The organism is Streptomyces sp. NPDC088732 (assembly GCF_044751205.1).
Taxonomy (GTDB): domain Bacteria; phylum Actinomycetota; class Actinomycetes; order Streptomycetales; family Streptomycetaceae; genus Actinacidiphila.
Genome location: NZ_JBIVLI010000011.1, coordinates 125,733 through 150,038 on the forward strand (window position 1 = coordinate 125,733; position 24,306 = coordinate 150,038).

Genomic DNA, 24,306 nt, shown 5'->3' on the forward strand with positions numbered 1-24,306 from the left:
CCCCCCGCCCGGGAGAGCGGGGACGTCGGAGCATTCCGCGCGGCCGCGGCCCTCTCGCCCGCGTCAGATCGGGGGCCACGGGATGGCCGGCCACTCCCCGGAGGGCTCCGGGTGCCGTCCCGTGCGCAGCAGGTCCGCCACGCGCTCGCGCAGTGCGGCGAGTTCCGCGGCGGTGATCAGCCCGGCCAGCCGAGCCCCGAGGCCGCCGTCGCCGAGCTCGGTCGTCAGCTTGCCGAGAACCTCCACGGCCTCCTCGGTCAGCGGCTCCCCCGCCCATCCCCACAGCAGGGTCCGCAGCTTGTTCTCCGCGTTGAACGTCACACCGTGGTCGATGGCGTAGAGCCCGCCCCGTGCCGTCGGCAGCAGGTGGCCGCCCTTGCGGTCCGCGTTGTTGATCACGGCGTCGAGGACCGCGAGCCGCCGCAGCCGCTCGTCGTCCGCGTGCACCAGCAGCGCGGTGCGGCCCTCGCCGACCTCCGCGAAGCCGACGGCCTTCCAGCCGGGCTCCGGCTCCTCGGCGTCGACGAGTGCGAGCAGGCCGTCGCCGCCGTCCTCCCCCTCCTCGGGGGTGTCGATCCACAGCTGGCACATGCCCTCGCCGTACGGCCCGTCACGCAGGACGGTGGGCGGCACCAGGCCCCAGCCGGTCGCCTCGGAGACCAGGTAGGCGGCCACCTCGCGCTGGGCCAGCGTGCCGTCGGGGAAGTCCCACAGCGGCCGCTCCCCGGCGACGGGCTTGTAGACGCAGTGGGCGGTGACGCCCTCGTGGGCGATCTCGCAGTAGAGCACGGCGTTGGAGGCGTCGCGCAGCCGGCCGAGCACGGTCAGTTCGCCGTGCGCCAGCAGTTCCGCCCCGGTTATGCCGCCGACGGCGTCGCCGCTCAGGCCGTCGCCGATCGCCGGTACCCGTTCTGACGCGGGCATACGTGTCCTTCCGGGTCCAGGGGCAGACTGCACAGGGGGCACGGGGGCCGGCCCGCGGCCACCACGTCCAGGGCGCGCTTGGCGAAGGTGCGGGCCTGGGCGCCGGTCAGGCGCACCCGCAGCAGCGGCGGCCCGTTCTCCTCGTCCTGGAGGAGCATCTCCTCCGCGGCCTCGAGGTCGTCCTCGTCGTCCGCCTCGATCTCGACGAGGGCCTGTGCCTCCAGGATCATGCGCTCCTCGGCGCCGTCCCAGGCCAGGGCCATGGTGCCGACGCGGAACTCCTCCTCGACCGGAGCCTGGAGAGGGGCGTTGTCCGCCAGCTCGCCGGGGGCCACGGCGGGCACGGGTGCGGCGCCGCCGGTGCGGCGGACGACCTCGTCCAGGAGTTCGTCGATGCGTTCCGCCAGCGCCTCGACCTGGGTCTTCTCCAGGGCGACACTGGTGGTCCGGCCGGCCGCGCTGGCCTGCAGGAAGAAGGTGCGTTGTCCTGGCTGGCCAACGGTGCCTGCGACAAAGCGATCGGGCTTGTCGTAGAGGAACACCTGACGAGGCACGTCCTGCTCCGTTTGCTCGGTGTCGTGGAGGTCCGGTCCACCCTACTGCGGAAGCTGATCACGGTGCGCCCGCACCACCACCGACCTCCGCGTCCCCCGGGGCCGCCGTGGGCTTCTCGCGCGGCCGGAGCCCGTCGAGGCTGCCGGTGTCCCCGAGGCGGAGCAGGAAGGGCCGTTCCGAGGTGTAGCGGATGGCCGTCACGGAGCAGGGGTCGACGGCGATGCGCTGGAAGAGGTCGAGGTGCATGCCGAGCGCGTCGGCGACGATCGCCTTGATGACGTCGCCGTGCGAGCACAGCACCCACAGCGCGTCGGGCCCGTGGGCCTCCTCCATGCGGGCGTTCCACTCGCGCACGGCGTCGACCGCGCGGATCTGCATGGCGCGCATCGACTCGCCGCCCTCGCCGGGGAAGACGGCACCCGACGGATAGCGCTGCACGACGCCCCACATGGGCTCGTCGGCGAGTTCGGCGAGCTTGCGGCCGCTCCAGTCGCCGTACGCGCACTCCGAGACCCGCTCCTCGACGTGCAGGGGCACGTCGGGCAGTACGTCCAGCAGCGGCTGGACCGTCTCGCGGCAGCGCTGCAGCGGGCTGGTGACGACGGCGGCGGGCGGCAGGGCGGCGAGCCGCGCGGCGAGGTCCGCCGCCTGGTCGCGGCCGGTCTCGTCGAGGGCGACTCCGGGGAGCCGGCCGGCCAGCACGTTCTCGGAATTGGCGGTGGACCGGCCGTGCCGGACCAGGATCACGGTGGACATGACCGCCACCATACGGCCGGCACGGGACCGGTGTGTCGGCGGCGATTCGCGGAAAGAGACATACGTGATCGTGGACTGTGCCGTGTACCGCGACGGCGAGCGGGCGGCGACCCCCACCGACGTGGCCGAGGCCCTGGAGACCGCGCGGGCGATGGACGGCGCCTTCGTGTGGATCGGCCTGTACGAGCCCACGGAGAAGGAGTTCGATCTCGTCAGCCGCGAGTTCACCCTCCACCCGCTGGCGGTGGAGGACGCCCTCAGCGCCCATCAGCGCCCCAAGCTGGAGGTCTACGAGGGCTCGCTGTTCCTGGTGCTGAAGCCGGTGACGTACGACGACGCGCGGGACACGGTCACCGCGAGCGAGCTGATGGTGTTCGTCGGGAAGGACTTCGTCGTCACCGTGCGCCATGGCGAGGGCATCGCCCCCGGGGAGATCCGGCACCGCCTGGAGGCCGAGCACGAGGTGCTCAAGCACGGTCCGGGCGCCGTGATGTACGCCATCAGCGACACCGTGGTGGACGACTACATCGTGGTGGCGGCCGATCTCCAGGCCGACCTGGAGGAGCTGGAGACAGAGGTGTTCGCGCCCGAGCTGCGGCGGACGGCCGCCCGGCGCGGCGCGGAGAGCACGGCCAGCCGGATCTACGGGTTCAAGCGCCAGTTGCTGGAGTTCCGCCGAGCGGCCTCGCCGCTGACGCAGCCGATGATCCGGCTGTCCGCGGGCACGGTGCCGCATGTGGCGTCCAGCACGCAGCCGTTCTTCCGGGACGTCGCCGACCACCTCACCCGGGCCAACGAACTGGTGGACGGCCTCGACCGGCTGCTCAGCGACATCCTCGGCGCCCATCTGACCCAGGTCGGCGTGCGGCAGAACGACGACATGCGCAAGATCTCGTCCTGGGCCGCCATGGCCGCCGTGCCGACCATGATCACCGGCGTGTACGGGATGAACTTCGAGCACATGCCGGAACTGCGCCAGGTGTGGGGCTATCCGGCGGTCCTGGCGGTGATCGTGGTGGCCGAGATCCTGCTCTACCGGACGTTCAAGCGGCACGGCTGGCTGTGACGGCACGCGCCGCCGCCCCCGCCCGGCCCTGCAGCACCCTTCAGACGGCGGCCTCGGCCGCGGTGGCAGGCCCGCCGAGGGCGTCGCGCCGCTGCGGCATGGACAGCCGCACCATGCGCCGCCAGCCGCCCAGGCGCTCGTAGACGTACACGGCGCGGATGCCCGCGCGCAGCAGCGCCGACCGGCCCCGGGACCAGCCGAGGGCGCGTCCCATGTGGGCCATGACGGCGAGGCTGACGTCGCGGTGGACGCGGATCTCGGCCAGCGCGCAGACGCGCAGGGTGTGCCGGATGGCGCGGCCGTGCCCGGCGGCGGCGAGGCGCAGCAGTTCCTCGTGGCAGTAGGCGAGGTGGTTGTCCTCGTCCTGGGAGATCATGCGGACGGCGCGGCCGATGTCGGGGTGGCCGGCGAAGTGCCGGGCGAGCAGGGCCATCTGCTCGGAGGCGCGCTGCTCGGTGACGCGGCTGTGGGCGAGGTAGGTGACGACGTCCCCGACGGTCAGCGGCTCGTCGCGGCGGAGCTTGTCGTGGGCGAGGCCGATGCCGCCGCGCTCCAGCAGCATCGTGTAGTCGGTGTCCGCGGGCACGGGGACGGGGTCCAGGCCGCGCCTGCGCAGCAGGGCGTTGAAGATCCTCCCGTGCTTGTCCTCGTCGGCGCCGTGCCGGGCGATCTTCGGGGCCAGGCCGCGCTCCTGCTCGGGAACGAGGGCGGCGATGCGGCCGTTCTCCCAGCCGCCCTGGGCCTCGCCGCTGGCGGCGATCGAGCAGAAGAGCCGGAAGGACTCGTCGTGGTCGAGGATCTCCTGGAACAGACTCCGGGCGGAGAGCATGCGGGAACCTCCTGCGCGAACCGGATGGACCACCGGATAACTCAATAAATCGACCATGCGTAAATGAAGAGTCAAATGCCCCGGAAAGCCGGTGGCAACAGCCCCGCGCGTCAACTCGGCCGAACGGATGAGGACGAACGGGTGAGGGGTGCGTAACCCTTGGCGCTTCCCCGCGTTGAGTTTGCTGACGGCCGTGGCGGGGAAGACCCCCGAGCCCCCACCACGGCCGCGAAAACCGAGGGGTGCTGCGGCCGGACCGGGCGCTCGTGATTTCATAGCCCCTCGGAGGGGTCACTACCTAGACATGTTCAGCAAGGCGACGCGGAGCCGCTCGACGGTGCGTCCAGCGGGCCCCGCGGGTTCTGACTGGGCCCCTTACGCGCGCCTGGACGACGCGGCGCACGCCTACTTCCTCCATGCCGACGTGGCCCTGGAGGCGATCGGCGGGGTCCTGGGCCGGCGCCGGGTACGCGGCTTCACCCTCGAACGCGTGGTGGACCTCACGGAGGCCGGTACCTCGGTGTGGCAGGAGGCCGCGGTCTGCGACGGGCGGCGTTTGATCCTCTGGCACAGCGAGGAGGTCGCCGACGAGGACGCCCCCGGCGGCCGGGTCCTGGATTCCTCCGTGCAGGTGCTCCCCCTGGAGACCATCGGCCATGTCGGGATGCGCACCCTGGTGGGCCACGACGAGGAGGGGCGGCGCGTCGACCGCGGCGTGTACGTGGTGCTGGCGACCGCCATGCCGCACGAGCTGAGCGCGGTCCGCGGGGACGCCGACGGGGCCATCGCCTCGGCCCGGTTCCGGCCGGAGGCCTTCCGCTTCAGCAAGTCCCTGGAGGACGGCGGCCCGGGGCAGATAGCGCGCCTGACCGCCTTCGGACGGCTGCTGGGGCGGCTGGTCCCGGGCTGAGCCGGGACCGGCCGCCGCCGCGCGGTGCCGGCCGGGTCTACTCGGCCAGCCCGGCGCGCTCCAGGGCGTCCACTCCGGCGCGCAGGGCCGCGATCCGCTCGTCCAGGGTGAAGCCCGCCGGCGCGAGGGTCAGCGTGGTCACGCCGGCCGCCGCGTACGCCTGCATGCGGTCGGCGATGCGCTCCACGGATCCGAGCAGGGTGGTGGAGTCGATCAGCTCGCGGGGGATCGCGGCCGCGGCGCCGTCCTTGTCGCCGGCCAGGTACTTGTCCTGGATCTCGGCGGCCTCCTTCTCGTACCCCATGCGCTGCGCCAGCTTGTTGTAGAAGTTCTGCTTGCGGCTGCCCATGCCGCCGACGTACAGCGCCGTGTAGGGGCGGAAGATGTCGGCCAGCGCGTCGACGTCCTCACCGAGGGCGACCGGGACGGTCGGGCAGACGTCGAAGCCCTCCATCGTCTTCCCGGCCTTCTCGCGGCCCGCACGGATGGGGCGGAGGGCCGTCTCCTCCAGGTGCTCGGCCGAGGGGAAGATCAGCAGGGCGCCGTCGGCCAGTTCGCCGGTCTGCTCCAGGTTCTTCGGGCCGATGGCCGCGATGTACAGCGGGATGTGCTCGCGGACGGGGTGCACGGTCAGCTTGAGCGCCTTGCCGGGGCCGTCGGGCAGCGGCAGCGTCCAGTGCTCGCCCTCGTGGGTCAGCCGCTCGCGGGACATCGCCTTGCGGATGATCTCCACGTACTCGCGGGTGCGCGCCAGCGGCTTGTCGAACCTGACGCCGTACCAGCCCTCGGACACCTGCGGCCCGGAGACGCCGAGGCCGAGGCGGAAGCGGCCGCCCGACAGCGAGTCGAGGGTGGCCGCGGTCATGGCCGTCATCGCGGGGGTGCGGGCCGGGATCTGGAAGATGGCCGAACCGACGTCGATGCGCTCGGTCTGGGCGGCCACCCAGGCCAGGACGGTGGGCGCGTCCGAGCCGTAGGCCTCGGCCGCCCAGCACACCGAGTACCCGAGGCGGTCCGCCTCCCGCGCCACGGCGAGGTTGTCAGAGTCCATCCCGGCGCCCCAGTAGCCGAGGTTGATCCCAAGCCGCATAGCGCTCCCCTTACCAACGAGTAACGTCCTTGTTCCCCGGACCATATCGCCCTGACGGCGGCACGGCGCCTGTCGGGTACGTCACTCGGGCCCAAATACTGCCGTTGACCAGTAATCTCACCCCTCATGGAGCAAAGGCACCTCGGCCGTACCGGACTGCGTGTGTCCCGGCTCGGGCTCGGCACGCTGACGTGGGGACGCGACACCGGCGAACTCGACGCCGCGGACCAGCTGAAGGCCTTCTGGGAGGCCGGCGGGACGCTCGTCGACACGGCCGACGTGTACGGCGACGGCGGCGCGGAGTACCTGCTCGGCCGGCTGGTCGAGGACCTGGTGCCGCGCGCGGACCTGGTGATCGCCACCAAGGCCGGCAGCGTCCCCGACCCCGACCGGCGCTTCGACGCCTCCCGCGGACACCTCCTGGCCGCCCTGGACGCCTCGTTGCAGCGGCTCGGGACGGACTACGTGGACCTGTGGCAGGTGCACGCGTACGACCCCACGACACCGCTCGACGAGACCCTGCAGGCCCTCGATCTCGCCGTCACCTCGGGCCGCGCCCGCTACGTCGGCGTCTCCAACTTCTGCGGCTGGCAGCTCGCCAAGGCGGCGACCTGGCAGCGGGCCGTGCAGACCCGGACGCCGCTGTCCAGTACGCAGATGGAGTACTCGCTGCTGCAACGCGGCATCGAGCGCGAGGTGCTGCCCGCCGCGCTGGACCTCGGGGTGGGGCTGCTGCCCTCCTCCCCGCTCGGGCGGGGCGTGCTGACCGGCAAGTACCGGCACGGCACCCCGGCGGACTCGCGGGGCGGCTCGGAGGACATGGCGCCCTTCGTCGCGCCCTACCTCGACGAGACGGCCCGGCTCATCGTGGACGCGCTGGCCATAGCGGCCGACGGACTGGCCGCCTCGCCCCTCCAAGTGGCCCTGGCCTGGGTGCGGGACCGCCCCGGCGTCGCCGCGCCCATCGTCGGTGCGCGCAACGCCCAGCAGCTGGCGGCGGCGCTGTCAGTGGAGGCCCTTAGTCTTCCCGAAGAGATCTGCCAGGCGCTGGACGACGTTTCGGCGCCGCTGCACCGCTATCCGGACCACGACTGGAGCACGCTGTGAGCGTCCTCCGGCGGTAGTCCGCCCACCTACGGAGGCCACCGTGACCGAGGACCGCGACGACCGCGACCGCGAGGACCGCAGCGGAGCGGGGACGCCGCCCGGTGCCGACGCGGCGCCGGAGCAGTCCGCCGGTGCCGCGGACGACACCGGCGAGGACGCGCCGCGGCCCCGGCGCCCGCGCCCGTCCACCGAGGGCGTCGGCTCGCAGCTGCCCGAGGAACTGACGGACCTGGCGGCCGCGGTGCGGGCCATCGAGCGCGGTGAGCGTCCGGCGGCCGTGCCCCGGGGCCGCACCTCCCCGGCGCGGCCCGCCCCGGAGCGCCCGGTGACGCCCGCGCCGGCCCCCGCCGCGATGGCGCCGGCGCCCGTCCCCGCCCTGCTGAGCGGCGACGCGGTGGCCGCGGCGCGCACGGTGCTCGCCGCGGGCGGCGCGCCGGAGGGGCTGGCGGAGGCCGCCGTGGCGGCGCTCGGCGAACGGGCCGGGGAGGCGCTGCGCGACGACCCGTGGCAGGTGCTGTCCGTGCCCGGCGTGCGGGTGGACCAGGCCGACGGCTTCGCCAAGGCCCTGCTGGGCGGCGCCGCCGACCCGGAGGACGAGCGCCGGGCGCGCGCCCTGGTCGTCCGGCTGCTGGAGCAGGCGGCCGAGCAGGGCCACACGGCGGTGGAATGGTCCGTGCTCGGCGCGGCCCTGGGCCGGCACGCGGTCACCGCCGCCGACGACGCGCTCAAGGCGGCCGTCACCGACGGTGTGGCGCTGCTCTTCCACGTCCCCGACGACAGCGCCGGACCGGCCCGCGCCGCGGGTGCCGGTACCGACGCCGACGAGGACGCCGAGCAGCCGGTGCGGCTGCTGCTCGGCCTGGACCGGTGGGCGATGGCGGAGGAGAGCCTCGCCGACGGCCTCATGCGGCTGCTCAACACCTTCTCCCCCGACGAGGGGCCGGACTGGGAAGGCGCGGCAGCCACGGCGCCCTCGCCGTCCGCCGGCGCGCTCGTGCGCGCCGCAGCCGAGAGCGGGCTCGTGGTGCACCAGGGCGCCGAGGAGGCCCGTGCCGAACCCGCCGCCCTCGTGGCGGCCGCCCGGGCACTCGGCCTGCGCGCCTACGCCGCCGCGGCCACCGAGGACGGCCGCAGGCGGCTGGCCGGGGCGGGCGCGGGCGAGGACGCGGTGGCCACCGTCGCGGGCCTGCTCGCCGGCCAGGAGGGCCCCGGACGGGACGAGGACGGGACGCTGGCGCTCGACCTGCTGGCGGTCCTGGACGCGCCCCTGCTGGACGTGGAGACGGCCGCCACTCTCGTCGAGGCCGTGCCCGACGGCGCGCGGCTGGTCCTCTCCGGCGACCCGATGGCGCTGTGGTCCGCCGGTCCCGGGCGGGTGTTCGCGGACCTGGCGGCCGCCAAGGTGTGCCCGCAGGTCGCCTCGCGCACACCGGACCCGGGGCCGATCGGCGAGCTGGTCTCCGGGATCGGCATCGGTGAGCTCGCGCAGGTGGAGGCGCCGGACAAGGAGGTCGTGATCGTCCCGGTGCGCGACGCCGGCGAGGCGGTGCACCGCACGGTGCAGCTGGTCGCGGACTCCGTGCCCCGGGTCATCGGGGTGCCCGCCGGGAGCACCCAGGTCATCACCCCGGGCCACGGCGGCGCCGCCGGTACCCGGGTGCTCAACGCGGCGCTCAAGGAACGGCTGAACCCGGGCCCCGGCCGCTTCGGCGGTTTCGACCCCGGCGACCGGGTGCTCCTGGTCCCCGGCCCCGGCAGCGCCGTGCCGGGCACCGTGACCGGCGGCGGTGACGAGGGCCTGCACGTGGACTGCGACGGGACCGCCGTCGTCGTCGCGCCCGACGCCGTCGCCGCACAGGTGCGCCACGGCTGGGCGATCACCGCCCACCAGGCCGCCGGCCGCCGCTGGCCGGCCGCCGTCGTCGTGCTGCCGGGGGACGCCGCGCAGAGCCTGACCCGGGCCTGGGTCTACACCGCCTTCGGCCGGGGCGAACGGCACCTGTCCGTCGTGCACGGCGTCGACCAGGCACTGCCGCGCGCCGTCGCCGAGGTCCCGGCACGGGACCGCACCACGCGGTTGCGCGACATCCTGCGCGAGCAGGCGGCGTCGGCGTCGGCGCAGTAGCGCACGGCACGGGGGCCCGGGCGTACCGGGCCCCCGTGCGGGGCGTCATGCCTCTTCGCGGTCCTCGCCGAGCACGTCGCTCTCGTCGTCGAAGACCGCGCTGACGTCGAACCGGCAGATGAGATGGCGCGGATCGGCCTGCTCGAAGGGGGTGGCCAGCCACTCCCCCGGCTCGGCCGCCTCCACCGCGGTCACCCAGACCGTGGAGTCGCCCTCCTCCAGGCCGAACTCCTTGTGCCGCTCGGCGATCTCGTCGGGCTCGTACTCCCCGAACAGGGCCCCGATCGCGGCCGCGACATCGGTGCCGGCCTCGAGCCCCGCGTCGGCGACGCGTTCCGCCTGCTGCACCAGCCGCTCCGGATCACCCACGGTGTAGTCGCGGCGGATCAGGACGCTGATCGCCTCCGGCTCCTCCGGACCGTCGTACTCGGGCAGCGTGTCCCCGAGCGGCACCTCGAAGGGGGTGACCTCGTCATAGGTGTCGTAGAGCAGCTCGTCGTAGGCCTCGGCGGCCGAGGCCAGGGCCTCGAAGGCCTGGTAGACCGCGGGATCGTCCTCCCCGGTCCGGTGCTCGACGGCGGCCAGGTGGCGGTCCAGAGCGGCCTTCACCGCCTCGACGGCGGCTCGTACCTCGGCAACAGTGGGCTGCGCGGCATCAGACATGCGGAAGACGCTATCCGTACTGGGGCTCTCCCCGCACAATAGATGCGATGCCTGAATACGAATTCAGAGATGTGTACGTGCCTCGGGGCGTCTCCCGCAAGGAGGCCCAGCGGCTTCTGACCGACCACGCGGAGTACGGGCATTGGGAGTTGGACCGTCTCCGCCTCTACCCGGACGGCAGCCGCCGGGTACGGCTGCGCCGAAGAATCATCCGCCAGGTCCGCGCCACATGGTGACGTACGCCACACATGAAGCGGGGCCCCGCATCGGCGGGGCCCCTTTCCTCATACGCCGCCCCATGGGGGAGACAGAGGCGTTCAGCGACGGACCGCGCGGGCGCGGCGGAAGAGCACGGCACCGCCGAGCAGCAGACCGGCGCTGGTGAGCAGCGCGGTGCCGACGTCCTCGGTACCGGTCTGGGCCAGGCTCGGGCCGCCACCGCCCGGCACACCGGCCGGCTCCGGGTTGTTGTGCTCCGGGTAGTTGTCACGCGGCACGCTGCGGTGCGGCGGGCGCGGGTGGTGCCCGTGGCCCTTGCCGCCACCGCCGTAGTGGTGACCGCCGCCGTAGCCGCCGGCGTTCACGCAGGTGTTGCCGACGGCCGGGTTGAGCAGGCCGATGACGTTGACGGAGTTGCCGCAGGCGTTGACCGGGATGTTCACCGGCGCCTGAATCGCGTTCCCGGAGAGGATGCCGGGCGAGCCGACAGCCGCGCCGTGGGCCGACGCGCCGCCGTGCCCGTAGCCGCGCCCGTCGCGGTCGCCGCCGAAGCCGCGGCCCCCGTCGTTGCCGCCGAACCCGTGGCCGCCGTCGTTGCCGCGGCTGCCGAAGGCCGAGTCGACACCGCGGGTGGAGCCGCCGCGGCCGCCGCCGTCCTTGTCGCGGTAGCCGCCGCCGACGGGCTTGCGGAAGCCCTTCTTGTAGACCTTGACCTCGCGGTGGCCGGGGGAGCCGTTGACGCAGGTGTTGCCGGCCGCCGGGTTCAGCAGACCCACCACGTTGATCGTGTTGCCGCAGACGTTCACCGGGATGTTCACGGGAACCTGGATCGCGTTGCCGGAAGCGATGCCCGGCGAGCCGGCGGCGACGCCGGACGCGTTGGAGTCCGCGTAGGCGGCCATACCGCCGGTCACGGCGAGCACGCCGCCGGTCGCGACCGCGGTGAGCAGCCCCTTTTTCGCGACTTGTCGCATGGATTGTCCCTGCCTTGCTTTTCCAGATACGGAAACCGGCGGGCAGAGCCCGCCGGGGGAATGGTCGCCCCCCCGGACGTCAGAACTTGTGCCTCCCCCTAGCCGGGGCGGCCCCGGAAGCGCACGAGGCATTTCCGGGGCCGACCGGTTTCAGGCCTCGGAAGAGGCCTGAGAGAACGTCACTTGCCGTCCTTGTCGGCGTAGCCGTCCTTGTCGCGGTAGCCACCGATGGCCTTGTGGAAGCCACCCTTCTTGTAGACCCGGACCTCGCGGTGCCCGAAGGACCCGTTGATGCAGACGTTGCCCGCCGCCGGGTTGAGGAGGCCCACCACGTTGATGGTGTTGCCGCAGAGGTTGATCGGGATGTTCACCGGGACCTGGATCAGGTTTCCGGACAGAACGCCCGGGGACCCGGCGGCAACGCCGGACGCGTGCGAGTCCGCGTGGGCCATGCCGCCGGTGACGGCGAGCGCACCGCCGGCCGCGACCGCAGTGATCAGCGCCTTCTTTGCAACCTGTCGCATTGAGTTTCCTTGCCTTGCTTTTCCGGATACGGAAACCGGCGGGCGGTACCCGCCGGGGGAATGAGTGCCCCCCGGAGATGAAAACCGGCACTCCCCCAGCCGGGGCGGCCCCGAAGCCCGTTCAGAGCTTCGCGGGGCCGGCCGGGTCAGGCCCTGGAGAGGGCCCGACGCGATGTCACCTGTTGAAGCAGACGTTGCCGACGGCGGGGTTCAGCAGGCCCACGACGTTGATCGTGTTGCCGCACAGGTTGACCGGGATGTTCACCGGAACCTGGATCACGTTGCCCGACAGCACGCCCGGGGAGCCGACAGCGGCACCCTGAGCTCCGGAGTCGGCGACGGCCACGCCGGCACCCGCAGCCACGAGCCCACCGGTGACCACGGCAGCAGCGACGACCTTCTTGATCATTTTTCCTCCTCGTTGGCAAAACGGCCCCAACTTCGGACCGCACAGGAACCAACGAGTGGACACAAGGCGCGCTACTGCCGCTGGGATTCATTCACTCTTTTCGGCTAAGCGGCAGGAAATGTCGATAATTGGCGAGTCGTTTCAACTGCTCGCGAGGAAGCGGTCGAGCACGCGCACGCCGAACTTGAGACCGTCCACCGGCACCCGCTCGTCGACACCGTGGAACATCCCGGCGAAATCGAGGTCGGGCGGCAGCTGGAGCGGCGCGAAACCGAAGCAGCGGATGCCCAGGTCGTCGAAGGACTTGGCGTCGGTCCCGCCGGACAGGCAGTACGGCACGGCCCGCGCGATCGGGTCCTCGGCCTTCAGCGCCGCCTGCATGGCCTCGACGAGCGCGCCGTCGAACGTCGTCTCCAGCGCCTTGTCGGCGTGCACGTTCTCGCGCTTCACCCGGGGGCCGAGGATGCGGTCGAGGTCGGCCAGGAACTCCTCCTCGTAGCCGGGCAGGAAACGGCCGTCGACGTGCGCGGTGGCCTGGCCGGGGATCACGTTGACCTTGTAGCCGGCACCCAGCATGGTCGGCGCGGCGGTGTTGCGCAGCGTGGCCCCGATGAGCTTCGCGATGCCGCCCAGCTTGGCCAGCGTCGTCTCCATGTCCTCGGGGTCGAGTTCGATCCCGAGGGCGTCGCCCAGTTCGTCGAGGAAGCCGCGGACGGACTTGGTGACGCGCACCGGGAACTGGTGCCGCCCGAGCCGGCCGACCGCCTCGCACAACTCGGTGATCGCGTTGTCGGTGTTGGTCATGGAGCCGTGGCCGGCGGTGCCGTCCACGGTGAGCCGCATCCAGTGCATGCCCTTCTGGGCGGTCTCGATCAGGTAGAGCCGCACGTCCTCGTTGACCGTGAACGAGAAGCCGCCGACCTCGCCGATCGCCTCCGTGACGCCCTCGAAGAGCTCGGGGTGCTTGTCGACCAGGTAGCGGGCGCCGTACACGCCGCCGGCCTCCTCGTCGGCGAGGAAGGCGAGCACGATGTCGCGCGGCGGGCGGCGCCCGCTGCGGAGCATGTCGCGCACGACCGCCAGGGTCATCGCGTCCATGTCCTTCATGTCGACCGCGCCGCGGCCCCACACGCAGCCGTCGGCGATCTCGCCGGAGAACGGGTGGTGCGTCCAGTCGGCGGCGTTGGCGGGCACGACGTCGGTGTGGCCGTGGATGAGCAGGGCGGGCCGCGACGGGTCCTCGCCGGCGATGCGGGCGACGGTGGAGGCCCGGCCCTGGTGCGACTCGAAGATCTGTGGTTCGAGGCCGACCTCGGCGAGCTTCTCGGCGATGTACTCCGCGGCGGCCCGCTCACCGGGACCCGAGTGGTCGCCGTAGTTGCTGGTGTCGATCCGGATGAGGTCGCGGCAGAGGCCGGCGACCTCGTCCTCACCGGTGGTCGTACGGGCGTCCGAGCTCGACTCGCTCACGCTGTCTCCTTCGTTGGTCGATCTCCCCATCCTCCCCCGCACCCCCACCGGGCCGCGAGGCCCCCCGGGCCCCCTTCGCACGGGCGTCACGGGCGTCACGAGCGCCCCGGCGGGCGGGTTGATCGAGGGGCCCCGGATGTTTGCTATTGTTTTCCACGTCGCCGGGCCCGAGCGCCAGGCGGCGGACACCTTGTCCGGGTGGCGGAATGGCAGACGCGCTAGCTTGAGGTGCTAGTGCCCTTTATCGGGCGTGGGGGTTCAAGTCCCCCCTCGGACACCATGTGAAGCCTGTGGGCGGTACGGCCGGAGTACGGCGGTACCGCCCATCGGCGTTCGCGGGTCCGTGGCGCGTTCGGGTCCTGAACTCCCGGGCGCTCCGCATGCCGTCCGCTGCGGACCGTGGCACGCTGGTTCCGAAGAGTAAGGAGCCCACCATGGCCACTTCGCGAACGGACGGCTCCGCGGCTTCCGGACGGATCGTCCTCGCCGCCGTTCTGATGATCTTCGGTGGCATCTCGGCGATCCTCCAGGGCGCCTCCGCGATCGCCAAGGACACCGTCTTCGTCGTGACCGGCAACTACACCTTCCGGTTCGACCTGAGCGCCTGGGGCTGGATCCATCTCGTGCTCGGGGTGCTGATCGTGCTCGTCGGGCTGCTGCTCCTGCGGGGCGCGCTCTGGGCGCGCAAGGTGGGTGTGGCGCTCGTCGGGCTCGGGATGCTGGCGAACTTCATGTGGCTGCCGTACATCCCCTTCTGGGCGCTGGCGATGATCCTCCTCGACGGCGTCGCCCTGTGGGCGCTGTGCACCGCCCCGGGGCGCAGGCCCGCTGCGGTGTGAGTCCCGCCGCCATTCAGCCGACTGGTCGCACTGCGGGTGACAGCGGCCGGCGCAGGCGGCAGCGTTGCCCTCAGTACCGGTCCCCCGTACAGACGAGGACGCTCACCATGGCCGCTCTCCGCCGGCCCGGCCTCCACGCCGGCGCCCTGCTCCTGCTCCTCGGCACCGCGGCGTGCTCCGGTATGACCCATCAGGCCGTGGGCAACCTGGTCTACACGACCACCGACGGCAAACCGCAGCAGATCGAGAGCCCCTCGGTCGACGGCTGCCACCCGCTGACGGCCCCTGGCGCGAAGTCGGTCGACAACAACACCGTCAACGACGTGATCCTCTACACCCGCGAGGACTGCCACAACCTCACCGGGACCAGCGAGTTCTACCTCTCCTCGCAGACCAGCGACCCGGGTGTGCCCGGCCAGGCCCCCTGGAAGAGCTTCACCGTGGTCGGCGGAAGCCACTAGCACCAGGGACGGTCGCCATGACGGACGGGAACGACGACCCTGCCGCGGTGCCCGGCGGGCGCGAGTTCCTCTCACCGCGGGAGCGGGCCGCCATGGGCCGCGCCGCGCGGCGGACCACGCCCCGGTCGCGGCACGCGGAGTGGGCGCCCTCGCCGCTGAGGGCCGACCCGGTCGACGTGATCGAGGAGCAGTCCGCGCGCCGGGTGCCCGAACTGGTCCCGATCCGGTACGGCCGGATGTCCGAGTCGCCGTTCCGCTTCTACCGCGGCGCGGCGGCCGTCATGGCCGCCGATCTCGCGGGCACGCCGGTGACGGGGCTGCGCGCCCAGCTCTGCGGGGACGCGCACATGCTCAACTTCCGGCTGCTCGCCTCGCCCGAGCGGCGGCTGATGTTCGACATCAACGACTTCGACGAGACGCTGCCCGGCCCGTGGGAGTGGGACGTCAAGCGGCTGGCCGCCAGCCTCGTGATCGCGGGCCGGGCGGCCGGCTTCTCCACCGGGGAGCGGGCGGCGACCGTCCTGGCGGCCGTCGGGGGCTACCGCGAGTACATGCGCCGCTTCGCCCGGATGGGCGATCTCGACGTCTGGTACGCCCACTTCGAGGCGGACCGGCTCCAGGAGCGGTTCGCGCCGCTGCTCGGCGCGCGGGACCGCGCGCGCTGGGAGCGTTCGCAGGAACGGGCACGCTCGCACGACACGCTCCAGGCGTTCGAGAAGCTCACGCACGTGGTGGACGGCCGGCGGCGCATCGCGGCCGATCCTCCGCTGCTGACACCGCTGCGCGACCTGCCGGACGCGCTGGACGCCGGGGTGGAGCGCGAGCTGGCGCGGCTGATGGAGCGCTACGGCCACACCCTGCAGTCCGACCGCCGCGCGCTGCTGGAGCAGTACCGGGTCGCCGACATCGCCCGCAAGGTGGTGGGAGTGGGCAGCGTGGGGACGCGCTGCTGGATCGTCCTGCTGCTCGGCAAGGACGACGAGGACCCGCTGTTCCTCCAGGCCAAGGAGGCCGACGAGTCGGTGCTGGCCCGCCACGTGGGCGCGTGCCTCCAGCGGACGCAGGGCGAGCGCGTGGTGGCCGGGCAGCGGCTGATGCAGGCCACGAGCGACATCTTCCTGGGCTGGGAACGCGTGCACGGCATCGACGGCCGCCGGCGGGACTTCTATGTGCGCCAACTGCGCGACTGGAAGGGCATCGTGGTGGCCGAGACGATGTCGCCCCAGGTGATGGGCGTCTTCGGCCGGGTCTGCGGCGCCACGCTGGCCCGGGCGCACGCCCGCTCGGGCGACCGGATCGCGATCGCGGCCTATCTGGGCGGGGGCGACGTCTTCGACCGGGCGATGGCGGAGTTCGCCGAGCTGTACGCCGACCAGAACGAGCGCGACCACCAGTCCCTCCTGGACGCGGTCCGCACCGGCCGCGTCACCGCGCGGTCGGCCTGAGGCCCGGCTGCGCCGTGTGCCGGCACGCCCCGTCGGCGCGGCCGAAGGCCGGGATGTTCGGGCCCGGGGCACGCCGACCGACGCCCGGCACCGCTCCGGCCGGACACGGCCGAACGGCGGGTTGCCTGGGCCCTGCGGAAGCAGTTCGGCGCTGACGAGGCGACGACATGGGCCGTACGACCACCGGTACCGACCCCGCACTGCCCAGCCGGCCGCCCGACGCCCGGCCCGGCACGGCACGGCACCAACCGGACCGCCCCATCCACGGAGTCGGCGCCCCCGAACGCCCGGACGTCCGGACCGTGCCGCAGCAACTCGCCGACGACCAAGGCCACAACAACAGCCGGAACGACCACCGACGTCCGGCCCCGCTCCCACCGGACCGTACGGACCGCGCCCGGACCGCTCGGTCGACCTGACCGAACGCCGTGGCCGCGAGGCACAGCGACGACGGCCGGCACCACCATCGACGCCCGGCGCCGTTCCGGCCGGCCCCTCGGTCCACGCGGCCGAACGCCCGGACATCCTGGCCCCCGGCCATGCCTCCTCAACCGGTCCGTGGAGTCCTCGCCGTCGTCGGCTCGGCCGCCGGCGGCGTCGAGTCCCTGCGCGACGGCCTCGTGCTGCCCGCCCTCGCCCATGGCTGGCGGGTGGCCGTGACGCTCACTCACACCGCCGCCCGCCGGCCGCGCCCCGCCGCCGACTGCCGATTCGGTGATACCGAAGGCGACGACGGCCAGCACGACCGCTGACGCCCGGCGCCGCTCCGGCCGGACCGCCGGAACCGCCCGCGGGCCCCTCGGTCGACGCTGGCGCACGCCCGGACATCCTGGCCCCCGGGGTCGCAACTCGGTGATGCCGAAGGCGACGGCGACGGCGCGGCGTGCCGGGCCCCTCAGTCCACGCGGCCGAAGGCCGGGATGTCCGGGCCCTGCGGGAGCAGTTCGGTGGTGACGAAGGCGACGACGGCGGCCAGTACGACCACCGGCACGGACTCGGCGTTGCCCAGGAGCAGGACGACGAGGACGACCGTGCTGACGGGCAGCCGCATCGCCGCGGCGCAGGAGGCCGCCATTCCCGCGGCCATGGCGGGCACGAGGCCGAAGCCCGGCAGGGGGGCCAGGAGTGCGCCGCAGGCACCGCCGAGGAAGAGGGAGGGGAAGATGGGGCCACCGCGCAGGCTGCCCAAGCAGAGGGCGTACGCGAGGGACTTGAGGACCAGTACGGCGACCAGGGCGGTGACGGGCCACGCGTGGGGGTCGGAGGCGAGCTGCGGCAGCGTGCTCTGCCCGGACAGCGCGGCCTCGGCGGGTGAACGGCCGGTCAGCAGGGCGTAGGCGGCGACGCAGACGCCCGCGGCCACCGCGCAGGCGACGGTGTTGCGCAGGGGGCTGCGGGAGACGAAGACCGCCGCGTGCCGGCCTCCGACGACGATCCAGTGGACGGCGATCCCCACGACCAGGCCCATGAGGACGCCCCAGACGACGTCGCCGACGTCCAGCGCGGGCGGCCGGGGCAGTCCGATGTCCAGGCTGCCGGTCTTGAGGCCGGTCCAGCGTCCGAACCCGGTGAAGACGATGTCGCCGACGCCGGCGGCGAGCAGGGCGGGCAGCATGACGGCGAACAGCTGCGGTCCGCCGACGCCCGCGACCTCCATCAGCAGGACGGCCGCCACGAGCGGGTTGCCGAAGATCGTCGCGATCGCCGCGGCGGACCCGGCGGCGCCCAGCAGCACGGTTCCGGTCGGGGTGGGGGACGCGCGGACCAGGTTGCGGAAGACCAGCGCGATGCCGCCGCCGAAGGCGATCAGCGGTGCCTCGGGGCCGAGGACGGCGCCCAGCGGCAGGCTCGCCACGGCGGCCACGACGACCCCGGGCACCGCCGCCGCGGTGGCGCCGCCCGAGTGCAGGCCGGACGCGGGGATGTGGCCGCCGCCGCCCGGGATACGCGTGACGACCAGGCCGACGACCAGGCCGGCCACCGCCAGCAGCGGGATCGGCCACCACCACGGCGGCTGGGCGTGGCCGAGCTGCCGCGGCCAGTCCTGCCAGACCAGCTTCTGCAGTTCGTGGAGGGCGACGAGGAACCAGAAGGCGAGGAAGGACACGGGGATGCCGAGCACGGCGGAGGACAACAGCGCCCTGCGGTACTGCGGCTGACGCAGCAGGGTCCGCAACTGGTCGGCTTCCTGCGGCTGGTTCGCGGTCCCGGAGATCGCCTTCCCCTCTCGTGGCGGTGCGCTGTTTGCGTTGAATGCGGCTTTCGTGACATTACCGACGCGAGCCGTCCGGCGGCCTCAGGCACGCTGGGCGCTAGGGTGGGCCGACCGCGCGAGGAGGCGCGGCGCTGACGCGTATGGAGGTGCCATGGCCGCCCCCACCTGGGTCGCCGTGCCGGACGACTCCCTCTTCGGCGTGCACAACCTGCCGTACGGGGTGTTCACCACCGGGGACCGGCCGGGCGAGCGGCGGATCGGTGTGGCGATCGGCGACCACGTGCTCGACGCCGGGGCGGTGACGGCCGGGCAGGCCGCGCGGGCCGGAGACGGCGTGGCGGCGCTCCTGGCGGCGCCGTCGCTCAACGCGCTGCTGGCGGCGGGTCGGCCCGCGTGGACGGCGGTGCGTGCGCTGCTCACCGCGTGGCTGACCGATCCGGCCCACCGCCCGGCGGTCGAGCCGCACCTTCTGCCGCGGCCGGAGGTGACGCTGCATCTGCCGTTCGAGGTGGCGGACTACGTCGACTTCTACGCCTCGGAGCACCACGCGACCAACGTCGGCCGGATCTTCCGGCCCGACGGTGCGGCGCTGCCGCCCAACTGGAAACACCTGCCGATCGGTTACCACGGCCGCAGCGGCACCGTGGTGGTCTCCGGCACGCCCGTCGTGCGGCCGAGCGGCCAGCGGCGGGCGCCGGGCGAGGCGGTGCCGGACTTCGGTCCGACGCGGCGGCTGGACGTGGAGGCCGAGATCGGCTTCGTCGTCGGGGGCCCGACCGCGCAGGGCTCGCCCGTGCCGCTCGCCGACGCGGAGGAGCACGTCTTCGGCGTCTGCCTGGTCAACGACTGGTCCGCGCGCGACATCCAGGCGTGGGAGTACGTGCCGCTCGGCCCGTTCCTCGGCAAGTCCTTCGCGACCTCCGTCTCGCCCTGGGTCGTCCCCCTCGACGCCCTGGCCGCAGCGCGTGTCGCCCCGCCGGCCCGTGACGCGGCGCTGCTGCCCTACCTCGACGACCAGGACGGCTCCGCTCCGCCGCGCGGCCTGGACATCGCGCTGGAGGTGCGGCTGCGCGGGGAGGTGGTCTCGCGGCCGCCGTTCGCCACGATGTACTGGACGTACGCGCAGATGCTCGCCCACATGACGGTGAACGGCGCCTCCCTGCGGGCCGGGGACCTGTTCGCCTCGGGCACGGTCAGCGGGCCCGAGCGGGCGCAGCGCGGCGCGCTGATCGAGCTGTCGTGGAACGGCGAGGAGCCGCTGGTGCTCGCCGACGGGACGCGGCGGAGCTTCCTGGAGGACGGCGACGAGGTCGTAATCACGGCGACCGCTCCCGGGCCGGACGGCACACGGATCGGCTTCGGCGAGGTGACGGGCCGGGTGGCGGCCGCTCCGGCGGCGCGGTAAGGACGCGGCGGCGGGCGGGAATCGGGCCGTTCCGGGATCTGTCGGTGCGCCGGGCCGCTGTGATCTCCTGACCCTGTCGCTCCGCCGTCCGCACCCCGGCCCCGCAGGGAACCCATGCCCGAGACACCGCCCTCCGCCCCCTTGGGGGACACCGGTCGCGCGCCCGCCGCGCCGCTGCCGCGCGCGGTGCGGATCGGCTACGGCCTCGGCTCCCTGGGCACGGGCGCGTTCGGCACGGTACCGGGGCTGATCCTGCTGTACTACCTGACGAACGTGCTGGCCGTGCCGGCGGCGGTGGCGGGCGCGGCGGTCTTCCTGCCCAAGGCGTGGGACGTGCTGATCAACCCGCTGGTGGGGGCGGCCGCCGACCGCAGCCGGCTGCAAGGGGGTTCACGGCGGCCGTTCCTGCTGGCCGGGGCGCTGACCCTGCCGCCGCTGTTCGCGCTGGTCTTCGCGGCACCGCCGCTGCGGGGCGCGGCCGCGGCCGGGTACGTGGCGGTGTTCTTCCTGCTGGCCGCGACCGCCTACGCGGTCTTCCAGGTGCCGTACGTGACCATGCCCGCCGAGATGACCGAGGACACCGGTGAACGGGCCCGCGTGCTGGGCTGGCGGGTGGGGTTCCTGGGCGTGGCGATCCTGCTGTCGGGCGCTCTGGCCCCCGCGATCGCGCACGAGAGGGGCGACACCCCCGGGAGCTACCGGCTGATGGGGGTCGTGGTGGCGCTGCTCCTCCTGGCCGGGACGCTCGGCGCCTGGCACTTCACGCGGCAGGCCCCTTCGGTCGCCCGCAGCACCGCGGAGCCGTCCCTGCGGGCGCAGTTGGCGGTCGCCCGGGAGAACCCGGCGTTCGGCTTCCTGGTGGGCATGTGGGCGCTGCAGGCGCTCGCCGTCGGGACCATGCTGGCGGGGGTGCAGTACTTCGCCACGTACACCCTCGGCGCGGCGGGCGCCGTCACCCCGCTGTTCGCCTGCATGATCGGCCCGTTGGTGCTGGTGATGCCGCTGTGGAACCGGCTGGCCCGGGCGCGCGGCCCGAAGTACGCGCAAGCGTGCGCCTCGGCGCTGTTCGCCGGCGCGGCGGCGCTGCTCGCGCTGACCCCGTTGGCGGGCCCGGCGCTGGGTTATCCGGCGGTGGCGGCCGTGGGGATCGCCTACGCGGGGCTCCAGTTGCTTCCGCTGACGATGCTCGCCGACACCCTTGCCGCCGACGCGGTACGGACCGGGCGGCGCCGGGCGGCGACCTTCACGGGCCTGTGGACCGCCGCCGAGACCCTGGCGCTCGCCCTGGGGGCCGGGGTCTTCGCCCTGGTCCTGGCGGTGACCGGGTTCCGTTCCTCGGACGCCGCGCACCACGTCGACCAGCCCGCCGCCGCCCTGACCGGCATCACGTGGGGCATGAGCCTGCTGCCCGCCCTGCTCGCCGCGGCGAGCCTGCGGCTCCTGCGCGGCTACCGCGAGGACGCCCCGGCGGTGGCCGCGCCCGAATCCGACCGTTCCGCCGAGCTGTCAGAGGACACGAACGACCATGCCCACTGAGCCCGTTCCCTCCCCCGCGCTCCCGTCCGGCCGGCCCGCCGGTGAGGTGCTGTCCGCGCTGCGGGCCCTGCGCGCCCAGGACGCCCCGACCCGCGGCGGGCGCACGTTCGCCTATGTCTACGACTCCGGGCTGGCCGGGGTCGACGGGCTCGCCGCGGCCGCGTACGCGGAGTTCGCCACCGTCAACGGCCTGGACATGACCGTCTTCCCCAGCGTGGCCCGGCTGGAGAACGACGTCGTCGGCGCGGCCGTGGCACTGCTGGGCGCACCCGGTGCGCAGGGCAGCTTCACCAGCGGGGGCACCGAGTCGATCCTGCTGGCGGTGAAGACCGCCCGCGACCACGCCCGCGCCGTGCGCCAGGTGACGGAGCCCCAGCTCCTGCTGCCCTCGACCGCGCACGCCGCGTTCCACAAGGCCGCCTCCTACCTGGGCCTGGAGACGGTGACCGTTCCCGTGGACCGGGAGACCCTGCGGGCCGACGCTGCCGCCATGGCCGCCGCGGTCACCGGCCGCACCGCACTCGTCGTCGCCTCGGCGCCCTCGTACGCGCACGGGGTGGTCGACCCGGTGCCGGAGATCGCCGCCGCGGCGGCCGAACACGGGGTGCTCTGCCACGTGGACGCCTGCATCGGCGGCTGGCTGCTGCCCCATCTGCGGCGGGCGGGACGGGACGTGCCGCCGTTCGACCTGTCGGTGCCCGGGGTGACCTCGCTGTCGGTGGACCTCCACAAGTACGGCTACGCCGACAAGGGCGCCTCCGTGGTGCTGTACCGGGACGCGGAGCTGCGCCGCCACCAGTACTTCGCGCACGCGGGCTGGCCGGGCTACCCCGTGGTCAACCCGACGGTGCAGGGCACCAAGTCGGCCGGCCTGCTGGCGCAGGCGTGGGCCGTGCAGCGGCACATCGGCGAGGACGGCTACCGGGAGCTCGCCGAGCGGACCGCCGAGGCGGCCGACCGGCTGCTGCCGGGGCTGCGCGCCGTGGAGGGCGTACGGGTGCTGGGCGAACCGCGGGCCGCACTGGTCGCGTTCACCCTGCTCGGGGCGGACGGCACGCCCGACCTGAGCCTGCTGCTGCACCTGGCCGACGAGATGCGCGACCGCGGCTGGTACCTCCAGCCCCAGCTGTCCTTCGACGGGCTCCCGCCGAATCTGCACCTCACCCTGACCCCCGCGTCGGCCGGGCAGGTCGACGCCCTGCTCGCCGACCTGGACGCGGCCCTGAAGGCGGCGCGGGCCCTGGCCCCGGTGACCGTGGACCCGGCGCTCGCGCAGTTCGCGGCCGGACTCGACCCGGACGCCCTGGGGCCGGAGGAGATCGCGGGGGTCCTGGCCTTCGCGGGCCTCGGCGGCGGAACGGGCCTGCCGCGCCGTATGGCGCCGGTACTGATGCTGCTCGACGCCCTGCCGGGCCGGCTCAAGGAGCGGCTGCTGACGGAGTTCGTCGGCTCGGTCTTCCGGGTGTGAGGCCCCCGAGGGGGAGCGGACGCGTACCGGGTCCGTCGGTCGCAGCGGCCCGGTCGGAACCCGTTCGACGGTGACGCCGCCGGCCAGGGGCCGCCCGGCCGCCCCTGGGCGGAGCCTGCCCGCGGGAGCCCTGAGCGAGGGCGGTTGCCGACCGGTGCGCATCGTGCTGGGAGCGGCGGCCGACGATGTCCACGGGCGGGCGGTGCTCGACGGGTGCGCGGTGGTCACCCCGGTGGACCGACCGGGCGTCGGCGCGGGCGCCGTGTCACGGGTGGCGGCGGCGCCGACTTCCGCCGCGTACGACGGGAGGCGCGGCCGACGAGCCCCCAGTGGTCAGCGTTCGCGGCCCCGGGGCCTGAGCGGGGTGTCGGGCAGTCGCGGTGCCAGGAGCCGGTCGCCGGCGTAGCCGTGGACCGTGCCGAAGGCGGCGGTGCCGGTGTTCCACTCGTCACGGGCCCGGGCGATCTCCTCGCCCGAACGGGCCACGAAGTTCCACCACATGACGAGCCGCTCCTCGAACGGCTCGCCGCCCAGCAGCATCACCGAGCCGTCGCTGTCCGCGCGCAGCGGCAACTCGGCGCGGCCGCAGCCCAGACAGAGCATCGAGCCCGGTTCGACGGGCACCCCTTCGATGTCGATGCGGCCGGCCGTCGCCAGCACCGCGTACTCGAAGTCGCGCTCCAGCGGCAGCGCGACGTCCGTGCCCTCGGTGAGGGCCAGGTCCGCGCCGACCAGGGGCGTGAAGACGGAGCCGGGCGAGACGGCGGTGTCGAGCCCGCCCAGCAGGACGGTGGCGCGCAGCCCGCCGCGCCCGCCGGTGACGAGCGGGAGGTCGGCGTGGTGCTCGAAGGACGGCTCGCGGTGCCGCTGCGCGTCGGGGAGCGCCCCCCACAACTGCGCGCCGTGCAGCAGGCGGGCGTGCTCGCCTGCGGGGACTCCTCGGAGTGCGCGATCGCGCGGCCGGAGGTCATCAGGCCGAGTTCGCGCGGCCGTACGGTGCACAGACTGCCCAGGCTGTCGCGGTGCAGCACCTCGCCCTCGTGCAGCCGGCTGACCGTCTGCAGGCCGATGTGCGGGTGCGGCGGCACCTGCATGCCCGGCTCGCCCCGGCGATGTCGTCGGGACCGTAGTGGTCGACGAAGCACCAGGCGCCGACCATGCGGCGGCCCAGGTTCGGCAGCAGCCGGCGCACCTCGGTGCTCTCGCCGAGGGGGACGACACGGCCGGTGAGCAGGTCGCGCACGGGGGCGGCGGAGATGTCCTGGCGTCCGCCGCAGGCGGTGGGCAGGGGGCGCGTGTCGAGATTGCTCATGGGG

24 protein-coding genes, 1 tRNA gene and 1 pseudogene are annotated in these 24,306 nt (G+C 73.8%); 14 read left to right on the forward strand and 12 right to left on the reverse strand.

The window, feature by feature from the left end:
- Window positions 1–63: 63 nt before the first annotated feature.
- Genes ACIP9H_RS20020 through ACIP9H_RS20030 form a run of 3 tightly spaced genes read right to left on the reverse strand, consistent with a single transcriptional unit; the run spans window position 64 to window position 2,235 of the window.
- Window positions 64–924, reverse strand: coding sequence for an SCO1664 family protein (locus tag ACIP9H_RS20020; protein ID WP_401589142.1), 861 nt, complete (start codon window positions 922–924; stop codon window positions 64–66).
- Window positions 882–1,478, reverse strand: a complete 597-nt coding sequence (locus ACIP9H_RS20025; protein ID WP_401589145.1) for a DUF3090 domain-containing protein — start codon at window positions 1,476–1,478, stop codon at window positions 882–884. Before ACIP9H_RS20025 ends, ACIP9H_RS20020 begins: the two co-directional genes overlap by 43 nt.
- 58 nt (window positions 1,479–1,536) lie before the next feature.
- Window positions 1,537–2,235 (reverse strand): histidine phosphatase family protein, encoded by a 699-nt coding sequence (locus ACIP9H_RS20030; protein WP_360906300.1) that lies wholly within the window; start codon window positions 2,233–2,235, stop codon window positions 1,537–1,539.
- A gap of 64 nt (window positions 2,236–2,299) precedes the next feature.
- Between ACIP9H_RS20030 and ACIP9H_RS20035 the strand changes: the two genes are divergently transcribed.
- Complete coding sequence (locus ACIP9H_RS20035) at window positions 2,300–3,301, forward strand: magnesium and cobalt transport protein CorA (RefSeq protein WP_401589148.1); 1,002 nt, start codon at window positions 2,300–2,302, stop codon at window positions 3,299–3,301.
- A gap of 40 nt (window positions 3,302–3,341) precedes the next feature.
- Here the strand turns inward: ACIP9H_RS20035 and ACIP9H_RS20040 are convergent, their stop codons facing one another.
- The gene (locus ACIP9H_RS20040) at window positions 3,342–4,130 is read right to left on the reverse strand and encodes a ferritin-like domain-containing protein (RefSeq protein WP_401589150.1); all 789 of its coding nucleotides are present in this window, start codon (window positions 4,128–4,130) and stop codon (window positions 3,342–3,344) included.
- A 304-nt stretch (window positions 4,131–4,434) separates the two neighbouring features.
- On the opposite strand from ACIP9H_RS20040, the gene ACIP9H_RS20045 reads away from it, so the two are divergent.
- Window positions 4,435–5,040, forward strand: a complete 606-nt coding sequence (locus ACIP9H_RS20045; protein WP_401589153.1) for a hypothetical protein — start codon at window positions 4,435–4,437, stop codon at window positions 5,038–5,040.
- 37 nt (window positions 5,041–5,077) lie between these two features.
- On the opposite strand, the gene ACIP9H_RS20050 is transcribed toward ACIP9H_RS20045, so the two are convergent.
- Complete coding sequence (locus tag ACIP9H_RS20050) at window positions 5,078–6,130, reverse strand: LLM class F420-dependent oxidoreductase (RefSeq protein WP_401589155.1); 1,053 nt, start codon at window positions 6,128–6,130, stop codon at window positions 5,078–5,080.
- Window positions 6,131–6,256: 126 nt separating this feature from the next.
- Here ACIP9H_RS20050 and ACIP9H_RS20055 point away from each other — a divergent pair, with 126 nt between their 5' ends.
- Together ACIP9H_RS20055 and ACIP9H_RS20060 are read left to right on the forward strand one after the other, a co-directional pair.
- Window positions 6,257–7,237, forward strand: a complete 981-nt coding sequence (locus ACIP9H_RS20055; protein ID WP_360906295.1) for an aldo/keto reductase — start codon at window positions 6,257–6,259, stop codon at window positions 7,235–7,237.
- Window positions 7,238–7,277: 40 nt separating this feature from the next.
- Window positions 7,278–9,362: a helix-hairpin-helix domain-containing protein gene (locus ACIP9H_RS20060; protein WP_401589158.1), complete on the forward strand. Its 2,085-nt coding sequence runs from the start codon at window positions 7,278–7,280 to the stop codon at window positions 9,360–9,362.
- 45 nt (window positions 9,363–9,407) lie between these two features.
- Here the strand turns inward: ACIP9H_RS20060 and ACIP9H_RS20065 are convergent, their stop codons facing one another.
- Window positions 9,408–10,025, reverse strand: coding sequence for a hypothetical protein (locus tag ACIP9H_RS20065; protein ID WP_401589161.1), 618 nt, complete (start codon window positions 10,023–10,025; stop codon window positions 9,408–9,410).
- 47 nt (window positions 10,026–10,072) lie between these two features.
- Here ACIP9H_RS20065 and ACIP9H_RS20070 point away from each other — a divergent pair, with 47 nt between their 5' ends.
- The gene (locus ACIP9H_RS20070) at window positions 10,073–10,261 is read left to right on the forward strand and encodes a DUF5703 family protein (protein ID WP_319661956.1); all 189 of its coding nucleotides are present in this window, start codon (window positions 10,073–10,075) and stop codon (window positions 10,259–10,261) included.
- An 81-nt stretch (window positions 10,262–10,342) separates the two neighbouring features.
- On the opposite strand, the gene ACIP9H_RS20075 is transcribed toward ACIP9H_RS20070, so the two are convergent.
- The 4 genes from ACIP9H_RS20075 to ACIP9H_RS20090 form a co-directional block, all read right to left on the reverse strand.
- Complete coding sequence (locus ACIP9H_RS20075; protein WP_401589165.1) at window positions 10,343–11,218, reverse strand: chaplin; 876 nt, start codon at window positions 11,216–11,218, stop codon at window positions 10,343–10,345.
- Window positions 11,219–11,397: 179 nt separating this feature from the next.
- Complete coding sequence (locus ACIP9H_RS20080) at window positions 11,398–11,742, reverse strand: chaplin (protein ID WP_401589167.1); 345 nt, start codon at window positions 11,740–11,742, stop codon at window positions 11,398–11,400.
- Between the two features lie 175 nt (window positions 11,743–11,917).
- Window positions 11,918–12,151, reverse strand: a complete 234-nt coding sequence (locus tag ACIP9H_RS20085; RefSeq protein WP_401589170.1) for a chaplin — start codon at window positions 12,149–12,151, stop codon at window positions 11,918–11,920.
- 141 nt (window positions 12,152–12,292) lie between these two features.
- A complete protein-coding gene (locus ACIP9H_RS20090; protein WP_401959966.1) occupies window positions 12,293–13,651 on the reverse strand; it encodes a M20/M25/M40 family metallo-hydrolase in 1,359 nt (452 codons plus the stop codon).
- Between the two features lie 162 nt (window positions 13,652–13,813).
- On the opposite strand from ACIP9H_RS20090, the gene ACIP9H_RS20095 reads away from it, so the two are divergent.
- The 6 genes from ACIP9H_RS20095 (at window position 13,814) to ACIP9H_RS20120 (ending at window position 17,118) form a co-directional block, all read left to right on the forward strand.
- Window positions 13,814–13,901, forward strand: a tRNA-Leu gene (locus tag ACIP9H_RS20095).
- A gap of 154 nt (window positions 13,902–14,055) precedes the next feature.
- On the forward strand, window positions 14,056–14,460 hold the full coding sequence (locus ACIP9H_RS20100) for a hypothetical protein (RefSeq protein WP_401589176.1): 405 nt from the start codon (window positions 14,056–14,058) through the stop codon (window positions 14,458–14,460).
- 107 nt (window positions 14,461–14,567) lie between these two features.
- Window positions 14,568–14,921, forward strand: a complete 354-nt coding sequence (locus ACIP9H_RS20105) for a hypothetical protein (protein WP_401589178.1) — start codon at window positions 14,568–14,570, stop codon at window positions 14,919–14,921.
- A gap of 17 nt (window positions 14,922–14,938) precedes the next feature.
- A complete protein-coding gene (locus ACIP9H_RS20110; RefSeq protein WP_401589180.1) occupies window positions 14,939–16,366 on the forward strand; it encodes a DUF2252 domain-containing protein in 1,428 nt (475 codons plus the stop codon).
- A 167-nt stretch (window positions 16,367–16,533) separates the two neighbouring features.
- The gene (locus ACIP9H_RS20115) at window positions 16,534–16,785 is read left to right on the forward strand and encodes a hypothetical protein (RefSeq protein ID WP_401589183.1); all 252 of its coding nucleotides are present in this window, start codon (window positions 16,534–16,536) and stop codon (window positions 16,783–16,785) included.
- 120 nt (window positions 16,786–16,905) lie between these two features.
- A complete protein-coding gene (locus ACIP9H_RS20120) occupies window positions 16,906–17,118 on the forward strand; it encodes a hypothetical protein (protein WP_401589185.1) in 213 nt (70 codons plus the stop codon).
- Window positions 17,119–17,261: 143 nt separating this feature from the next.
- On the opposite strand, the gene ACIP9H_RS20125 is transcribed toward ACIP9H_RS20120, so the two are convergent.
- Window positions 17,262–18,533 (reverse strand): chloride channel protein, encoded by a 1,272-nt coding sequence (locus ACIP9H_RS20125; protein ID WP_401589486.1) that lies wholly within the window; start codon window positions 18,531–18,533, stop codon window positions 17,262–17,264.
- A 199-nt stretch (window positions 18,534–18,732) separates the two neighbouring features.
- Between ACIP9H_RS20125 and fahA the strand changes: the two genes are divergently transcribed.
- From fahA to ACIP9H_RS20140, 3 genes are all read left to right on the forward strand, one after another.
- On the forward strand, window positions 18,733–19,986 hold the full coding sequence (gene fahA / locus ACIP9H_RS20130) for a fumarylacetoacetase (protein ID WP_401589187.1): 1,254 nt from the start codon (window positions 18,733–18,735) through the stop codon (window positions 19,984–19,986).
- Window positions 19,987–20,100: 114 nt separating this feature from the next.
- The gene (locus tag ACIP9H_RS20135) at window positions 20,101–21,522 is read left to right on the forward strand and encodes an MFS transporter (RefSeq protein WP_401959969.1); all 1,422 of its coding nucleotides are present in this window, start codon (window positions 20,101–20,103) and stop codon (window positions 21,520–21,522) included.
- Window positions 21,512–22,990, forward strand: coding sequence for a pyridoxal phosphate-dependent decarboxylase family protein (locus ACIP9H_RS20140; RefSeq protein ID WP_401589192.1), 1,479 nt, complete (start codon window positions 21,512–21,514; stop codon window positions 22,988–22,990). The genes ACIP9H_RS20135 and ACIP9H_RS20140 overlap by 11 nt, the downstream gene beginning before the upstream one ends.
- Before the next feature lie 333 nt (window positions 22,991–23,323).
- On the opposite strand, the pseudogene ACIP9H_RS20145 reads toward ACIP9H_RS20140, so the two are convergent.
- A pseudogene (locus ACIP9H_RS20145) lies at window positions 23,324–24,302 on the reverse strand (pirin family protein).
- Window positions 24,303–24,306 lie beyond the last annotated feature (4 nt).

What these genes read in the sequence shown, in the direction of transcription:
- ACIP9H_RS20020 (WP_401589142.1), bottom strand. Translation starts at nt 924, where the DNA reads ATGCCCGCGTCAGAACGGGTACCGGCGATCGGCGACGGCCTGAGCGGC.
- ACIP9H_RS20030 (WP_360906300.1), bottom strand. Translation starts at nt 2,235, where the DNA reads ATGTCCACCGTGATCCTGGTCCGGCACGGCCGGTCCACCGCCAATTCC.
- ACIP9H_RS20040 (WP_401589150.1), bottom strand. Translation starts at nt 4,130, where the DNA reads ATGCTCTCCGCCCGGAGTCTGTTCCAGGAGATCCTCGACCACGACGAG.
- ACIP9H_RS20045 (WP_401589153.1), top strand. Translation starts at nt 4,435, where the DNA reads ATGTTCAGCAAGGCGACGCGGAGCCGCTCGACGGTGCGTCCAGCGGGC.
- ACIP9H_RS20050 (WP_401589155.1), bottom strand. Translation starts at nt 6,130, where the DNA reads ATGCGGCTTGGGATCAACCTCGGCTACTGGGGCGCCGGGATGGACTCT.
- ACIP9H_RS20055 (WP_360906295.1), top strand. Translation starts at nt 6,257, where the DNA reads ATGGAGCAAAGGCACCTCGGCCGTACCGGACTGCGTGTGTCCCGGCTC.
- ACIP9H_RS20065 (WP_401589161.1), bottom strand. Translation starts at nt 10,025, where the DNA reads ATGTCTGATGCCGCGCAGCCCACTGTTGCCGAGGTACGAGCCGCCGTC.
- ACIP9H_RS20070 (WP_319661956.1), top strand. Translation starts at nt 10,073, where the DNA reads ATGCCTGAATACGAATTCAGAGATGTGTACGTGCCTCGGGGCGTCTCC.
- ACIP9H_RS20075 (WP_401589165.1), bottom strand. Translation starts at nt 11,218, where the DNA reads ATGCGACAAGTCGCGAAAAAGGGGCTGCTCACCGCGGTCGCGACCGGC.
- ACIP9H_RS20080 (WP_401589167.1), bottom strand. Translation starts at nt 11,742, where the DNA reads ATGCGACAGGTTGCAAAGAAGGCGCTGATCACTGCGGTCGCGGCCGGC.
- ACIP9H_RS20085 (WP_401589170.1), bottom strand. Translation starts at nt 12,151, where the DNA reads ATGATCAAGAAGGTCGTCGCTGCTGCCGTGGTCACCGGTGGGCTCGTG.
- ACIP9H_RS20090 (WP_401959966.1), bottom strand. Translation starts at nt 13,651, where the DNA reads ATGGGGAGATCGACCAACGAAGGAGACAGCGTGAGCGAGTCGAGCTCG.
- ACIP9H_RS20100 (WP_401589176.1), top strand. Translation starts at nt 14,056, where the DNA reads ATGGCCACTTCGCGAACGGACGGCTCCGCGGCTTCCGGACGGATCGTC.
- ACIP9H_RS20105 (WP_401589178.1), top strand. Translation starts at nt 14,568, where the DNA reads ATGGCCGCTCTCCGCCGGCCCGGCCTCCACGCCGGCGCCCTGCTCCTG.
- ACIP9H_RS20110 (WP_401589180.1), top strand. Translation starts at nt 14,939, where the DNA reads ATGACGGACGGGAACGACGACCCTGCCGCGGTGCCCGGCGGGCGCGAG.
- ACIP9H_RS20115 (WP_401589183.1), top strand. Translation starts at nt 16,534, where the DNA reads ATGGGCCGTACGACCACCGGTACCGACCCCGCACTGCCCAGCCGGCCG.
- ACIP9H_RS20120 (WP_401589185.1), top strand. Translation starts at nt 16,906, where the DNA reads ATGCCTCCTCAACCGGTCCGTGGAGTCCTCGCCGTCGTCGGCTCGGCC.
- fahA (WP_401589187.1), top strand. Translation starts at nt 18,733, where the DNA reads ATGGCCGCCCCCACCTGGGTCGCCGTGCCGGACGACTCCCTCTTCGGC.
- ACIP9H_RS20135 (WP_401959969.1), top strand. Translation starts at nt 20,101, where the DNA reads ATGCCCGAGACACCGCCCTCCGCCCCCTTGGGGGACACCGGTCGCGCG.
- ACIP9H_RS20140 (WP_401589192.1), top strand. Translation starts at nt 21,512, where the DNA reads ATGCCCACTGAGCCCGTTCCCTCCCCCGCGCTCCCGTCCGGCCGGCCC.